Raw genomic sequence first — 16,490 nt, 5'->3', positions numbered from 1 at the left:
GAATGCTGCTCAGGCGGATGTACAAAAAAAATAGTTATTCAGTTGTTCAGTTCACAGTTCATAGTTCACAGTTCATAGTTCGCAGTTCACGGTTCACAGTTCACAGTTCATAGTTCTTCGTTCGCAGTTCACGGTTCACAGTTCACAGTTCTCAGTTCTCAGTTCCCGGTCTCGGTTCTCAGTTCCCGGTTCCCGGTTCGCAGTTCTCAGTTCCCGGTTCTCTGTTCGCAGTTCTCAGTTCTCAGTTCTCAGTTCCCGGTCTCAGTTCTCAGTTCACAGTTCTCAGTTCCCGGTTCCCGGTTCCCGGTTCCCGGTTCCCGGTTCCCGGTTCTTAGTTTTTGGATGGCTGGTTTTCTCAACTCCGAACACCGGCCCTTTCTTTGCTGCCTTATAACAGGCCTTGCCTGGCCGTCAACTATCCACCAGCCTGCCGCACATAGGATGCCTGGTCAACAAGTCAACTTCCCTCCACCCTTCGTCACCGGCAAAAAGTAACACCCATTAAAATTGATAAAAAACAGTAGCCCCTTGTGTCTATGTATGTACAAAGTTATTACTTTGACTTCCAATCATCAGGTACGCTCATGAAGAGAAGAACGATCCGCTTGCTGGCTGTCATGCTGCTGCATGCAGTTATATAACCATGTTTTCAATTTGGCGCGAAAGGTCAACAGGCTTCAGCGAGCCGGCCCAACATCAATCACAAAGCGCCGCATTGTAACTGGATGCCGCCATTGAAATACCTGCATAAATTCGATAATGCTTCCTTTCCCCTGCCTGCTGATTTTTATGATGATTATAAAGGCCGGCCGGCCCTGCAGCGGCAACAAATAACCGTTGCGCATGATCTCGATATCAGGTACGATAGCAAGATCCCCTGCGATAGGAGTTAACTGGTTGGCCTGTATATCTTTATCACCTTATCAATGCTGTCAACTTTATCAACGTGCATCCCATTAACACATTAGCACACTAGCATATTAGCAAATTATCAAATTACTCCCGCCGCGATTCAATTGTATATACAAAGCTGTCTGCCTTATAATAGCCCAGGTTATATTCGATCGGCCGCTCACCCTGGTCGAACACAAATCTTTTTCTGAACAGGATTGGGGAGCCGGGCTCTACTTCCAGTTTGCCGGCAATGAATTTACCTGCCGCTTTCGCGCTGATCTCTTCCTTCGACAGGTTGGCTATCACCAGGTAATCCTTCTCCAGTATTTCATACAACGGACGTTTGAAATCCTCCTCACCGGTAAGGCCTACGCGTGGATGAAAGAACGATACAAAATACACGAAAGGCCCTTCCGGCCTGCCTCGCAGCCTTTCCAGCTTCAGCACTTTCTTCTGCGTGGTGATCTCGAAAAAATTAGCTACCGCCTCATCGGGGTACGCCCAGCTTACATGCAGCTCGAAATTTTTGATGGGAATGCCCCGCGCCTTCATCTCCTGCGAAAAGCTTAGCCAGTTCTTCGATTTTGAGCTCACCGACGATTCCGCCACCCTGGTGCCGATGCCTTTCTTACGTATCAACAAACCCTCATACACCAGTTTGTTCAACGCCTGTCGAAGCGTTGTGCGTGAAATGGCCAACTCCCTGGCCAGGTCTACCTCGTTCGGCAGGAATTTCCCATCGGCATACTGCGGGTCGGCTATGAGATTACGCAATAACTCTTCGGCCTGTAAATGAAGTGGGACGTGACTCTTGTGATCGATGCGGAGCTTCATGCTGGTTAATTTTTCAATCTGAATTGGAACAAAAATAGAAAAAAGCCGGGGAAATGTTTGTATGTTTATATGTATGTACATACATTTGGCATGGCCGCTGTACGGAACGGTAAGCCTGCGGGTGGTGTTTTGATAGTGGTAAAGTTGAACCCAATAATTCATTTAGAAATGTCAAATAAGAGTAATAAAATTTGTAAACTATGTACGAAACATCGGAGAATATTGTAGGTAAAAGCAAAGGCGCAGGTAGTAAACGGCGGGTAAGTTCGCAGCCATTATTGCCGCAACAGGTACAGGCAGGAAAAACAGCCGGTGGCGGGTATAATATGTATCCGTACCATTCACTCGGCACTGATAAGATCTTCAGCGGATATGCATCACTGGCACAATGGATACTGAGCCACCGGGTAGTTATAATCGACGGCTATGGCGGAATTTTCTGGAAAGAAGTAAAACAATGTCTGCAAACGGAATTCAATGCAAAAGGAAAGCAGGTGAACTGGCACGATGTAAGTACCTGTTTGAAAAAGGAAGAAGCTATTGATGAACTGGTAGCGCCATTTCTCGGTACGCCTGATTCGGTTTGGGGAACAAGGTTCAAAGGTACGCTGGCTGACTTTTTCGATCTGAACGAGCTTGCATCACTACAGGTTGATAAAAGCGCCGATTGCACTGTTATATTTGGAACCGGCGCCGCACTGTCATCCGTTGAAGCGCCGGTAATATATCTCGATGTGCCCAAGAATGAAATACAATATCGCATGCGTGCCGGCAGCGTCACCAATCTTGGAAGCAAAAAAGTAACTCGTTCGGCAGAAATGTATAAACGGTTCTATTTTGTCGACTGGGTAGTGCTGAATGAACATAAACAGGAGATCCTGCGCAAAATATCGGTGATAGCCGATGCGCAATGGAAGGAATCGTTGAACTGGATGCTGGCCGGTTCATTGAAAACAGGCCTGCATTCCCTTAGTCAACAGGTGTTTCGCGTGCGCCCCTGGTTCGAAGCCGGCGCATGGGGCGGACAATGGATGAAAGACAGGATCAAAGACCTGTATAAAGATGAAGTGAATTATGCCTGGTCGTTCGAGCTCATTGTTCCTGAGAACGGACTGGTATTTGAAAGCAATGGCAATTTACTGGAAGTGTCGTTCGATTGCCTGATGTTCCAGGAAAACAAAAACATATTGGGCAAACACGCCGCTATGTTCGGGTATGAATTTCCCATCCGTTTCGATTTTCTCGATACGTGGGAAGGCGGTAATTTATCTATTCAATGTCATCCCACCTTACAATACATCCGCGACAATTTCGGCGAAACCATTACCCAGGATGAAACCTATTATATTCTCGATTGTAAGGAAGATGCGCAGGTATTCCTCGGTTTCCAGGAAGGCATCGATCCTGTTACTTTCAAACAAACACTCGAAAACAGCAAGGCAAATAAACAGGTAGTGCAGATAGATCAGTATGTGCAGTCGCATACCGCATCCAGGCACGACCTGTTCCTGATTCCCAACGGTACCGTACACAGCGCCGGTATCAATAACCTGGTGCTCGAGATCAGTGCCACGCCTTACATCTTTACTTTTAAAATGTACGACTGGCTGCGGCTCGATCTCAATGGCGAGCCCCGCGCCATCAATATAGAACATGCGTTCAAAAACCTGAATTTTAGCCGCCAGGGTAAAACCGTAACCGAAGAGTTGATCTCGAAACAATCGGTAATAGATAATGGAGCCGACTGGAAGCTGGTGCATTGTGCAACCCATGCGGAGCATTTTTACGATGTGCATCGCCTCGAGTTTGAAACGCGTATTACGGTTCAAACCAATGATACCTGTCATATTCTTATGCTGGTGGAAGGCAGTGCGGTTTCGGTAGAGACAGCCGATGGAGTAGCTGCAATTTTCAGCTATGCAGAAACTTTTGTAATTCCTGCTGCCGCTAAAAGTTACACGCTTGTCAATAAAGGCACAGGCGTTGCAAAAGTGGTAAAGGCATTTTGTAAAGAAAGTATAACAGAATTAAAATAATTCTTACGTATGAAACAATGGTTGTTGTTTGCCTTCATGAGCAGTTGCATTGGGCCGGTTGCTGCGCAGCAAAAAGAACCGGTTGATTATGCCGACCCGTTACTGGGTACTTCAGAATCGCGCTGGATGTTGAACCCCGGCGCTACCATGCCTTTTGGAATGGTACAGTTGGCGCCCGATAACCAGGGCGGCGTTTGGAAATCGGGTTATGAATATTCATTGAATAATATCGGCGGGTTCAGTCATATCCATTCATGGACGATGGCCGGTTTATCGGTTATGCCTACGGTTGGGGCGCTGAACACGCGGCGCGGTCCGGCCGATGGCCCTACCACGGGGTGGACAACCGGTTACCGGTCCCGTATTTATAAGGAAACGGAAAAGGCCAGTCCGGGTTATTATGCGGTAACCCTGATGAATGGCAATATTCATACTGAGCTTACGAGCACTACCCGCGCGGGTTTCTTCCGCTTTACGACACCTGAAGAAGAAGAGCTGCATATCCTGCTCGACCTCGATATTCCCTTCGAGAATACGGCTGAGATACTCGATGCAAAGATCACCAGGGTCACCGACCGGGAAATAGAGGGTTATTCAAAACAAAAGTGGAGCTGGAACGAATACACCGTTCATTTCATAGCGCGCTTTAATAAACCCATTGAACATTTCGGCGGCTGGAAAGGCAACCAGCATCTCAGGGACGTAAAAGAAGTGGCCGGCAAGGGCAGTATGGGGGCATTTGCCGACTTCAATACAAAAAAGGGTGAGGTGCTGTTGATGCAAACGGCTATTTCACTGGTAAGCATAGAACAGGCAAGGTTGAACCTCGAAACGGAAATGAACCCATTTAACTGGGATTTCGATGCCGTGCGCAGCAATGCAAAGAAGGTATGGAATGGCATGTTGAGCAAAATACAGGTGCAGGGCGGAACGGAAGAAGAAAAGAAGAAATTCTATACCAACATGTACCGTTCGTATGTGGCCCGCACTACCTGGAGCGATGTGAATGGAAAATATGTTGATGTAAATGAAAAAGTGCAGGACGGTAATCCCGATTCACCCATTTACGGTTGCGATGCGTTATGGAATACTTTCTGGAACCTGAACCAGTTATGGGCGCTGGTAAATCCCGATCTTACCAGCAAATGGGTAAAATCATTTTTAGCTATCTATAATACCGGCGGCTGGCTGCCAAAGGGGCCGGCGGGTATTGAGTATTCCGGCATTATGGAAGCTTCGCACGAGATCGCACTGATCGTAGGCGCTTATCAAAAAGGCATCCGCGATTTCGATGTGGAGAATGCATTCAAAGCCATGCTGCATCAGCAAACAACACCCGGGGTTGTAACGCCTGAGAACGGCTATGCAGGAAATAAGTTCTTTGAGTCGTATATGAAGCTGGGCTACGTGCCAACAGAAGAGGGACAGGTGTCGAATACGCTTGAGTATGCGTATGACGACTGGTGTGTATCGCAGCTGGCCAAGGCGCTGGGAAAGAAAAAAGAATACGAACTGTTCATTAAACGGGCCGGTAATTATAAAAATGTTTTTGATACCGCTACCAAATTCATCCGCATGAAACACCGCGACGGATCGTGGGTGAAAGACTGGAACCCGTATTGCTGTACCTCGTTCAGTGGTCCGGGTTACCTTGAGGGCAATGCCTGGCAATACAGTTTCTTCAATCCGCATGATGTACAGGGAATATTGAACCTGATGGGTAAAGATGAGTTCAACAACCGCCTCGAAGATGGATTCAAAAAGTCGGCGCGGTATAATTTCAATGCGGAGGGCGACCTGTACGATCGTATTCCCATCAATCACGGCAACCAGCCTAACATGCAGGCTGCCTGGTTATTCAATTATTCCGGCAAACCCTGGCTTACGCAACATTATACGCGTGAGATCATGAACCGGTATTATGGGTCAACGCCATTACATGGCTGGCTGGGCGATGAGGATGAAGGACAAATGGGCGCCTGGTATGTGATGGCGGCAATGGGTTTGTTCCAGACAGATGGCGGCGCTTCGGTAAAGCCATTTTATGAGATCGGCAGTCCGATCTTTGAAAAGACGACCATTGCGCTCGATCCAACCTATTACCCGGGTAAAACATTTACCATCGAAGCGCATAATGTAAGTGATACAAACCGGTATATACAGTCGGCCAGGCTCGATGGAAAACCATTGACAAAACCCTGGTTTTATCATGCCGACCTGGTTGATGGTGGTTCTCTGGTGCTGGAAATGGGTCCTGAACCCAATACGAACTGGGGCAGCAAACCGGGCGATGCACCGCCTTCCATGTCGAATGCTAAACGCTGAAAGCTGAAGGCTGAAGGCAAAACGCTAAACGCCGAACGAAAAGCATCTTTGTATTTGTATTTTGCGTTAAGCCTTAAGCATTCAGCGTTAAGCCTGTAGCCTGATACCGCTTAAATACAATTTAGAAATAAAGAATAAAAATGGTAAAGAATAAAACAGCTTATCTATTTATAATAACGCTGGTAGCATCGCTGGGCGGTTTCCTGTTTGGGTTCGATATGGCCGTGGTATCGGGTATTCTGCCACTAATAGAAAAGCAGTTTGTGCTCACTTCTTTTGAAAAAGGCTGGTTTGTGTCGAGCGCATTGGTGGGTTGTATCATTGGCGTTGCCATCTCGGGAGAGCTAAGCGACAGGTTGGGCAGAAAGAAACCCCTGATCGTGGCTGCCATCCTTTTCTTATTGTCTGCGCTCGGCTGTTCGTTATTGCCAGGCTTAACCGGTATTATTGCAGCGCGCATGGTTGGCGGAATAGGCATTGGCCTTGCTTCGAATGTAGTGCCCCTGTATATTTCAGAGATCGCGCCGGCGCGCATTCGCGGAAGGCTGGTAACTTATTACCAGTTTGCCATAACGCTGGGGATCCTGGTTGCTTATTTAACCAATTCCGCCTTATTGCATTATGCGCTCGCACATACCGGTGATACTACCGGTTTAATGCACACCGTATTGGTAACTGAAGTATGGCGCGGCATGTTTGGGATAGGGGTAATACCAGCCGTGTTGTTTGCGCTTGGGTTAATGATGGTTCCTGAAAGCCCACGCTGGTTGATACAACACCAGCGGGAGCAGGAAGCGACGACCATTCTCAACCGCATCAACAATGCAATAGAAGCAAAGGCCAGTTTACAACAGGGAAGGCAAATGCAGAAAGAAAAAAGAATATCATACAAAACCCTGCTGGAACCGAAATGGCGCAAGGCGCTGATCATTGGCATCCTGTTGCCGTTGTTCTCCCAATTCAGCGGTATCAATGCCATTATCTATTATGGTCCCAGTATCCTGAGCAATGCAGGTGTGTCGTTGAGCAATTCTTTGTTAAGCCAGATCATTTTTGGCGGCGCCAATATGTTGTTCACGTTGATCGCCATCTGGAAAGTCGACAGCCTCGGCCGCCGGCCGTTATACCTTGCCGGTACGGTGGGCGCGTTCGTTAGTTTGCTGGCAACCGGTATTTGTTTTTATACCGGCGCCACCACCGGCTGGGCATTGCTGGTTTGCGTGCTGGCATTCATGGCCTCATTTGCATTTTCAATAGGGCCATTGAAGTTTGTGGTAGCGGCAGAGATCTTTCCCGGTCCTATCCGCGGCCGCGCAATGGCCATTAGCATAATGGTAATGTGGGTGGCCGATACCATCGTTGGCCAGTTGACGCCCATCTTACTCGAAAGCATAGGCACGGCATTTACATTCTGGTTGTTTGCTTTGTTTTGTTTGATCGCCTTTATTACGGTTTACAAATTGTTGCCGGAAACAAAGGGCAAATCGCTGGAGCAAATTGAAAAAGACTGGAAAGAAAAAGCCGATGCCGACCTGTATGGCACACCAGTGGGGCATTGATGAATTGAAAAAAATGAAAAACCATCTATAAACAGTTTTCGAAAGCATGGACCATTCAATTGTTATAGGAGCCGATATCGGCGGATCGCATATTACGGCGGCGAAGATCGATGTAGGCGGCAGGCAACTGATCAGCACTTCGCTGGTGCGCATGCATGTAGATTCAATGGCTGCAGCACAGGAGGTGATAAGTATTTGGGCGGCCTGTATAAAACAGGCAATGCAAAACAAACCCGTGGCAACCATCTGCCTCGCCATGCCCGGTCCGTTCAACTATAAAGAAGGTATTAGTTTGATCAGTGATCAGAATAAATACCCGAAGTTATTCGGACTGAATGTAAAGACGATGCTGGCGCAGACGCTGGATATGGAACCGGCGGCCATTTTCATAAACAACGATGCCGCCTGTTTTTTACAGGGCGAAGTGTTTTCCGGCAGCGTAAGCGGTAACCGGCCGGTGATCAGTGTAACATTAGGCACCGGTTTGGGAACAGCCGTTTATAAAGACGGGCATGCAACAAGCGCCGATCTGTGGAATATGCCCTTACACGAAGGTATAGCTGAAGATTACCTCAGTACCCGCTGGTTCGTAAAACGGTATTCTGCCATTAGCGGAAGCCCGGTAAGCGGTGTTAAGGAACTTGCCGGCATGGCCATGCATGACGAACTGGTAAGAACCCTGTTCAATGAATTCGGCAATAACCTGGCTGTATTCTTAACCCGGTTTATCGAAAGCACCGGCGCAACAGCAGTCGTTATTGGCGGAAATATCGCACAGTCGTATCCACTGTTCAAAGATGCATTGCTGGCCGGCGTTGGAAAACGTTTTCCCGAAGTGCGTATCACCACCTCTGTGCTGGGTGAGCAGGCGGCTATGGTGGGGGCGGCGGCGATGGGGAGTGGCTGATCGTGAAACGGCAAACGTGAAACGTGAAAGGTTCGCGATTGTTGATGCTAATATGCGATCTTATGCCCCTCGAAATATATTGACGAATATCCGGCTTTCGCTATTGCCACATGCCGGCAGATAGGTATTAGGCACGAGAATAGGGCTTTTCACGTTTGCCGAAACCAAAGAGTTTATTCTTCAAATAAAAGTATTACTGATCCAAAATTAAACGTTTTGAAAAAAATATTGTTTGTCATTGTCGCTTCTGTAAGTGTAAAATGCCTGGCGCAAACTGCAGCCGGTCTTTCTCAATATGTCGATCCCAATATAGGCACGGCGCATTGCCGGTGGTTCCATTATACCCCGGGCGCTGTTCCATTTGGAATGGCCAAGCCATCACCGGCAACAAACGGTTCGTACGGGAATATGCATGGCTGGGAGGCCACCGGTTACGATACCCGGCACGAGTCGATAGAAGGCTTTCCCAATTTTCATGAGTTCCAGGTAGGCGGTATAGTATTCGCACCCATTACCGGTCAATTGCAAACAACACCCGGCAAACTCGAAAATCCCGATGATGGTTACCGTTCCCGCTTCGATAAAAAAGACGAAACGGCTACAGCAGGGTATTATTCGGTATTGCTGAAGGATTATAACGTCAAAGCCGAATTAACGGCAACAAAAAGAGTGGCGTTTCACCGCTATACTTTTCCGAAAACCAATGAAGCGCATATCCTGTTCGATATAGGTAACAAACAGGGCGAAAGCGGTGCGGTGAAAGATGCTAAAGTATACATGAATGCTGATGGCCGTATTGAAGGGTATGTAACCACACTGCCCGTGTTCATTCAGAAATACCAGCCCGGCGCTGAAGTAACCATGTATTTCTCAGCGGTGTTGGATAAAAAGCCACAGTCGTATGGCGTATTCAGCGGAAATGACGTTACGCCCGGCAAAAATGAAACAAGCGGCAAAGGCGCAGGACTGTATCTTACTTTTTCTACCAATGAACAGGAGGCTGTCACCATCAAGGCCGGTTTATCGTATACTTCCATTGACAATGCACGACTGAACCTGCAACAGGAAGCAGGCGCTTTGTCGTTTGATGCTGCCAGGCAGCAGGCTATGGAAACCTGGGAGCAATACCTTGGCCGTATAAAAATAGAAACAAGCGATAAAGCCAGCGCTACTAAATTCTACACCGGTTTGTATCATGCCTTGCTGGGGCGTGGACTGGCCAGTGATGTAAACGGCGCCTACCCGAAGAATGACGGCGGGGTAGGACAGATAGCGCTCGATAAAAAGGGTGTGCCCATGCATAATCATTACAATACCGATGCGGTTTGGGGTGCTTACTGGAACCTTACGCAATTGTGGGCGCTGGCCTATCCCGAATATTATGCTGATTTTATAAAAAGCCAGCTGCTGATCTATAAAGATGCCGGCTGGCTGGCAGATGGGATTGCCAACAGCCGGTTCGTATCGGGCGTAGGAACCAATATGGTGAGTATCGTTTTCTCGGGCGCCTATATGGCCGGCATAAAAGATTTCGATATTCAGCAGGCGTATGCGGCAGCGAGAAAGAATGAACTGGAAGGAAAGGACCGGCCGCGCGGCGCAGGCAAACTCGATGTAGACAGTTTTGTAAAATACGGTTATGTAAACCATTTAGATAATGGCAACAGCTGGGAAGAAGTATGGAAGTTCTCTGCATCACACACCCTGGAATATTCATTCAGCGCATATGCTATGGCGCAATGGGCAAAACGCCTTGGTAAGCAGGCCGATCACAAAACATTCTTGCGATTGTCGAAAGGGTGGGAGCATTTGTTCGACGCGAAGTTGAAACTGGTGCGGCCTAAAAAAACGGATGGCTCGTTTATCGATAATTTCGATCCCTCGCAGCCGTGGCGCGGATTCCAGGAAGGCAATGCCTTGCAATACACGTATTTTGTTCCGCATGAACCGCAGGCATTGATTGCCAAAGTAGGCGCCGGTACTTTCAATGAAAGGCTCGACAGCACCTTTACCATTTCGGAAAAAGCCATGTTTGGCGGCGGCGCCAATATTGACGCTTTTGCCGGAATTGCCGGTGTGTACAATCATGGCAACCAGCCGGGGCTGCATATCTCCTGGCTCTTCAATTTTTCGGGCAAACCATCCTTAACACAAAAATGGGTGCGGTTGATCTGTAACAAATTCTATGGCACCGAACCGGTACATGGCTATGGTTTCGGTCAGGATGAAGACCAGGGCCAGCTGGGCGCCTGGTATGTAATGGCCGCACTTGGTTTATTCGATGTAAAAGGGTTGACCGACCCGCAAACCCAAATGGGAATTGCTGCCCCTTTGTTCAATAAGATCACCATTCAGCTCAATCAAAAATATTATGCCGGTAAAGAGTTTGTGATTGAAACAAAGAACAATTCCTGTGAGCACATGTACATTCAATCAATGCAATGCAATGGGAAACCGCTGCACAAACCGTTCGTTTCATTTGCCGAAATAACAAAAGGCGGGAAGCTGGTGGTAAATATGGGCGATAAACCCGTTGATAAGTATTGATCTGGATATTAGTTAAGTGTGCCACACCTCGAAGGTGTGGCACACTTACAAGGCCTTTTTTGCATTATTATAACGCCAGCGCTTCGAAATGCATGCCGGTTCATGCGTAAAATGCCCTAATTTTACGGCCCGAATCGTTTGCATGTATTTAAAAGAAGCTATGACTTACAAAAACTACCGGGTCAGTCTTCCAAAGATTGCCTTTGCCGTTTTCATACTATTTACATTTAATGCTAAAGGACAATCTACAGTGTGGACTTCATCAAAACAACCGTTACAGGAAATAGAACAATTGCGTAAACTCATCAAGGCGCCTGTATTTAAGAACAGGGATTATAACATTACCGATTATGGCGCCAAGGGTGATGGTATTACAAAAAATTCTGAAGCATTCAAAAAAGCGATAGCAGCCTGCAGCGCCAATGGCGGCGGCAGGGTAGTGGTGCCTGCAGGTAAATGGCTTACTGCGCCCATTTATCTCAAAAGCAATGTAAACCTTCATTTACAGGATAACGCTACTATTCTTTTCAGCCAGGACCCGAAAGATTACCCCATCGTGTTTACCCGCTGGGAAGGCATGGAGTGTATGAACTATTCGCCGCAGATCTATGCGTACGGCGAAGAGAATATCGCTATTACCGGTACCGGCACGCTCGATGGCAACGCCAACAATGAAGCCTGGTGGAACTGGAATGGCAAAAAATCATATGGCTGGAAAGAAGGCATGCCAAAACAAACAAAGGCGCGGGATTCGCTGCATGTGCTGATGCACCAGCATGTTGACCCGCGTAAAAGAGTGTTTGGCGACGGGCATTACCTGCGCCCGAGTATGTTGCAGCCCTACAACTGTAAAAACGTCCTGATCTCGGGAGTGAAAATGGTGAGCTCGCCCATGTGGTTCATGAACCCGGTATTATGCGAAAATGTAACTATAGAAAAAGTGAATGTACAGGCGAAAGGCCCCAATACCGATGGTTGCGATCCCGAGGCGTGCAGGAACGTGCTGATAAAAGACTGTTATTTCGATACCGGTGACGATTGTATTGCGATCAAATCGGGCCGCGATGAAGATGGCAGAAGGATCGGCCGGCCGGCGGAAAACCATATCATTGAAGGTTGTGAAATGAAAGACGGCCATGGCGGTGTGGTGATTGGCAGTGAAATAGCCGGTGGCGCCCGTAATATTTACGCCATCAACTGTACTATGGACAGTCCCGAGCTCGACCGGGTGCTGCGGATCAAAACCAGTTCTTCGAGAGGTGGAATTATAGAGAATGTGTTTATGAAAAATATCAAAGTGGGTACGTACAGGGATGCCGCTATCCATTGCAATATGTTTTATGAAGCGCCGGGCAGGTTCATGCCCACCATTCGTAATATTTGGGTAGAAAACCTGGAGGTGGCCGACGGCGGTGAATATGGCGTGTATGTACATGCCTATAAAGAATCGCCGGTGCAGCATTTACGCCTGGTTAATTGTAACATCAAAGGGGTTAATACACCAATTAAGATCGATCATGCGCGGGATGTAAAAATGGAAAATGTGAAAATCAACGGCAGTCCGGTTGAACGGCCCGAGGTGTTGGTTAACTAATAAAAAAAGACCTCAGCGCGGAACGCCTGAGGCTTTTCTTTTTAATATCTGAATTTCCAGCCAGCTATTAATAAGACTGCCGCACAGAATCCCTTGTCAACCCCGTCAACTTGTTAACCTGTCAACTTTCTCACCTCGTCTTCTTCAGTTTCACTTCTTCTTTATCGCCGTTATTTTTGATCGTCACGGTTTTTTTTATGGAGGCCGAGGCGTTGGAAGCAACATTATACGAAGTGGTTCTGGCCGTTGAGCCCTGGAAGATCCCATTGATATAGGTATCGGTATAACCCACCACTTCCGTGCGGCTCGATGTGTGCGTGTAGCCAAATTCAGTATACAATAAGAATTCGCCCGCCATCAGGTTGGTGAACTCGAAATGTCCGTCTTCATCATATACGGTAGTGGTTTTAATACATTCGGCCGCTTCTTTAGGCAAAGGAATGGAGCGGCCTTTTTTGCGCGATGCATCGTTCAGTTTCATCCATTCTTTAAAGAAAGGCGTATAGGGGATCAGGATGACCGTTGTACCTGTACGGGCGTATTGTTTTTTATTGATGTTCAGCACCGCCATTCCTTTCAGCAGGCCCTCATTCTGATTATCACGGGCAAAAGCCTGGCCCAGGATCACCGAATTGCCTGCGGTAACCATTTTCAACGTGTACGCTTTATCAAATTTTGTGGTAAAAGGGTTATAGTCTGTTTCTTTGTCGATAAGCTGTAAACGCTGGCCCTGTGTAAGGATATCGATCTTCCAGATGCGGCGCGAGTCTTTATCGATATAGTATACATAACTGTCTTTGGTGGCTTCTTCACACACCTTTACCTGCCATACCTTGTGATCGCCGGTAAGATCGCTCTTGTATAAATTGCTTTTAACCTCTTCTATTCGGGCATTCTTGGTGTTGGTTGCGTTGCCGGGTTTGAAATCATACACGGCGAGGTCGCCGCGGTAACCCGTGGTAAGCGGTAACAAACCCAGGAGGTATGGATAGGTGTAGCTATCGAAAAAGGCATTGCCCTGGTCTTTGATCGTATGTCGTTTTTTGGTTTGTTTGTCGTAATAATAACCGGTCACCTCTTTCCCGTAATTCACTACCATTTGCCGGTTCCTGCTGTTCGATGAACGATATACAGGCCGGAAGGTACTGGCATCGGAGATGCTGGTATCGATAGAAACATCTTTCGAACCTGTCATATGCAGCAGGGTGTAAACGCCCAGGTTTTTATCGGTAGCATTGATCTTGATGGTAAATGTACTTACCTCAAACTGTTTACCGTTCGATTCGGCATAACACGCCATTTCATACGTGCCGCTTTTGATGAGCTTTTTATCAAGTGCATTATCGCCGGGCGTTAGAACTGTTTGTGCGCGGCCACACAGGCACGCCATAATAAATAGTGTCGAAAAGGTGTATCTCATTGGGCAAAATAAATGGTGGTTTCTAATCGGTTGTAATAAGGCTGTAATGCTATGGATCGTTAGTATTTTACCGGTAAAACTACTCAAAGCATCATGAAGATGAAATACCTGTATTCCAGTATTTTTTATTGTGCTGATAGCTACATTTCAAACAGGAATATCTACAGTTCATCTGAATTGGCCATTGCCGCCATGGGTGTTCAGATATCTTTGGATGGTAATAAACGTCAGCACAGTCATGATAAAAAAGGCAGGCTTAATTTGTTGTATGTTCTTTGCATTTGCATGCAGTAAATCCGGCAATGATGCTGCCGGTCCGGGCAATCCCGGTAACCCCGGCAACCCGGTTGATCCCGGCAATAACAATACACTTACGATCACCGGTGTATCTCCTGATGCAGCCGAAAGCGGCACCGTTACGATCAGGGGTACCGGTTTTAATGGCACGGCAAACCAGAACGAGGTAAGGTTTGGAACATTTACCGCACCCATACAGTCGGCTTCTGCCACGCAACTGGTGGTTACGCTGCCGGCAGATCTTCCGCAGGGCGATCATGACATCACCGTATTTGCCAATAATAAGTTCGTTACAAAAACCAAAGGTTTTCATCTAATAGGATGGCGGGTGTACACCTATGCAGGTACGGGTGCTACCGGCGGTATCGATGGCCCCGTTGCAGGCGCAACATTTCAATGGCCAACGGGCATGGCCATGGATAAGAGCGGCAATATGTATGTAACTGATCTGAACAGGATCCGAAAGATCACACCGCAAGGTGTGGTATCGACCATTGCCGGCACTGCCGGCCGGGGCGCTGTTGACGCAAATGGCGTGAATGCGCGTTTCAATTCGGTAACCAGCATTGTGCCCGATGCCGCCGGCAACTTATATGTGGCCGATCAAATGAATTTCACTATACGTAAAATAGCACCCAATGGCGATGTGACCACGTTTGCGGGCAAAGCAGGCGACTTTGGGTATGCAGACGGTACCGGCGCCGATGCCCGTTTCAGTATGCCATATGGATTAACCATCAATAATGCCGGTACGCATTTGCTGGTGGGCGATCATAATAATCATGTGATCAGGCAAATTGAACTGGCAACCGCAACTGTAACAACCATTGCAGGCAATGGTCAGCAAACCAGCAGTGATGGTAAGGGATTACAGGCAGGCATACCCGGGCCGGGAAGTATGGCTTTTGATACCGATGGCAATTTGTTCATTACAGAAAAAGGCGGCGGCAGGATGCGTAAAATGATGCCAGACGGTACCATTACTACTATTGGCGGATCGTTAAGTTTGAACTTCATGCCCACGCATGTGGCCATCGATGATGATAAGAACGTGTATGTTACTTACAGCGGTATGGGAAAAATAAAGAAGTATACACCGGCCGGGGTAGAGTCGAACTTTGCCGGCAACAATATCGGAACGGGTGAGCAGGAAGGACCGGCGCAAACGGTTTTTATTACAAGGCCAGAAGGGATCGTGATCACAAAAGATAGTAACGGAAAAATGATCTTTTATATTTCAGATGCGTATAACAAGAAGATCAAAAAGATAGTGAAGGAGTAGGTGGTTTTATAAAGGGTGGGTCTCCAACCGGTTGCCGGAAACTCACCCTTAATTTCCAGGTATTCCTATTTCGCCAGTTTCTCTCTGGCTGCCGGCGCAACGGCGCCGCTATTGATCCAGAGGTTCCACTGTTTTGTAAACACGGCATAGGAGAGGGGCGGTGTGGTTCTGCCATCACCGGGTTTCCATCCCCATTTAACGAGATCGGTTTTCACATGTTCCAGCATATCGTGCGGCGATTTACCGCCATTCTGATTCGTGTCTTTTAACTGCGTTGCCAGTTCATGGGCGGTTTTTCCCTGGAAAACCATCTTCATGTTGGCAGGCGGCAAATGCCATTCTTCCGTTGTGCCCGGCGGCATGTTCAGCCCCGGGGTATTTTGCGTTTGATGACAATTGGTACACTTCAATGCATACAGGCCTTTGCCATCTTCACCGCGTTTTACGCCCTGCGGATGCAAATGATTGTCGTCGCCGTTCAAAGGTACATCACCCGAGGGGTGACAGTTCATACACCGGGGCGACATCAGCACTTTGTACACCTGCATAAATGCATTTTCCGAAACGAGGCTGTACCGCGCCGTTAGCGCTTTCAGCTCATTCCAGCTTTTGTATTTATCGTCCCCGTTCCTGAACGACAGCATTGCCGCTGCGGTTAAAAGTATGGTAATGGCCGTGGCGCAAATTGTGATATTGCCTGGTCTTGTATGTTTATACCAACCGATTTTCATGTTCTTGGTTTTTAGTTCACAGTTCATAGTTCATAGTTCATAGTTCACAGTTCATAGTTCATAG

11 protein-coding genes are annotated in these 16,490 nt (G+C 47.6%); 8 read left to right on the top strand and 3 right to left on the bottom strand.

The window, feature by feature from the left end:
* Positions 1-734: 734 nt before the first annotated feature.
* Entirely contained in the window at positions 735-893 is a 159-nt protein-coding gene (locus A4R26_RS35240; RefSeq protein ID WP_165760461.1) for a hypothetical protein, read from the top strand.
* Between the two features lie 103 nt (positions 894-996).
* Here the strand turns inward: A4R26_RS35240 and A4R26_RS29110 are convergent, their stop codons facing one another.
* Positions 997-1,728 (bottom strand): GntR family transcriptional regulator, encoded by a 732-nt coding sequence (locus A4R26_RS29110; protein WP_081170057.1) that lies wholly within the window; start codon positions 1,726-1,728, stop codon positions 997-999.
* Positions 1,729-1,928: 200 nt separating this feature from the next.
* Between A4R26_RS29110 and A4R26_RS29105 the strand changes: the two genes are divergently transcribed.
* From A4R26_RS29105 to A4R26_RS29080, 6 genes are all read left to right on the top strand, one after another.
* Complete coding sequence (locus tag A4R26_RS29105; RefSeq protein WP_081170054.1) at positions 1,929-3,764, top strand: class I mannose-6-phosphate isomerase; 1,836 nt, start codon at positions 1,929-1,931, stop codon at positions 3,762-3,764.
* A 9-nt stretch (positions 3,765-3,773) separates the two neighbouring features.
* Positions 3,774-6,089: a GH92 family glycosyl hydrolase gene (locus A4R26_RS29100; RefSeq protein WP_081170053.1), complete on the top strand. Its 2,316-nt coding sequence runs from the start codon at positions 3,774-3,776 to the stop codon at positions 6,087-6,089.
* Positions 6,090-6,229: 140 nt separating this feature from the next.
* Entirely contained in the window at positions 6,230-7,648 is a 1,419-nt protein-coding gene (locus tag A4R26_RS29095; protein ID WP_081170052.1) for a sugar porter family MFS transporter, read from the top strand.
* 46 nt (positions 7,649-7,694) lie between these two features.
* Positions 7,695-8,555 (top strand): ROK family protein, encoded by an 861-nt coding sequence (locus A4R26_RS29090; protein ID WP_081170051.1) that lies wholly within the window; start codon positions 7,695-7,697, stop codon positions 8,553-8,555.
* Positions 8,556-8,771: 216 nt separating this feature from the next.
* Positions 8,772-11,102: a GH92 family glycosyl hydrolase gene (locus tag A4R26_RS29085; RefSeq protein WP_081170050.1), complete on the top strand. Its 2,331-nt coding sequence runs from the start codon at positions 8,772-8,774 to the stop codon at positions 11,100-11,102.
* A 160-nt stretch (positions 11,103-11,262) separates the two neighbouring features.
* Positions 11,263-12,696, top strand: coding sequence for a glycoside hydrolase family 28 protein (locus A4R26_RS29080; protein ID WP_081170056.1), 1,434 nt, complete (start codon positions 11,263-11,265; stop codon positions 12,694-12,696).
* Between the two features lie 130 nt (positions 12,697-12,826).
* Here the strand turns inward: A4R26_RS29080 and A4R26_RS29075 are convergent, their stop codons facing one another.
* On the bottom strand, positions 12,827-14,086 hold the full coding sequence (locus A4R26_RS29075) for a DUF3108 domain-containing protein (RefSeq protein WP_081170049.1): 1,260 nt from the start codon (positions 14,084-14,086) through the stop codon (positions 12,827-12,829).
* 298 nt (positions 14,087-14,384) lie between these two features.
* Between A4R26_RS29075 and A4R26_RS29070 the strand changes: the two genes are divergently transcribed.
* The gene (locus A4R26_RS29070) at positions 14,385-15,695 is read left to right on the top strand and encodes an IPT/TIG domain-containing protein (protein ID WP_165760460.1); all 1,311 of its coding nucleotides are present in this window, start codon (positions 14,385-14,387) and stop codon (positions 15,693-15,695) included.
* A 65-nt stretch (positions 15,696-15,760) separates the two neighbouring features.
* Here the strand turns inward: A4R26_RS29070 and A4R26_RS29065 are convergent, their stop codons facing one another.
* A complete protein-coding gene (locus A4R26_RS29065) occupies positions 15,761-16,426 on the bottom strand; it encodes a hypothetical protein (protein ID WP_207625847.1) in 666 nt (221 codons plus the stop codon).
* Positions 16,427-16,490 lie beyond the last annotated feature (64 nt).

Origin of the sequence: Niastella populi (assembly GCF_002078015.1) — a bacterium.
Taxonomy (GTDB): Bacteria; Bacteroidota; Bacteroidia; order Chitinophagales; family Chitinophagaceae; genus Niastella; species Niastella populi.
The sequence above is the reverse complement of the archived record's forward strand: the minus strand, read 5'-3'. Positions and strand labels throughout refer to the sequence as shown.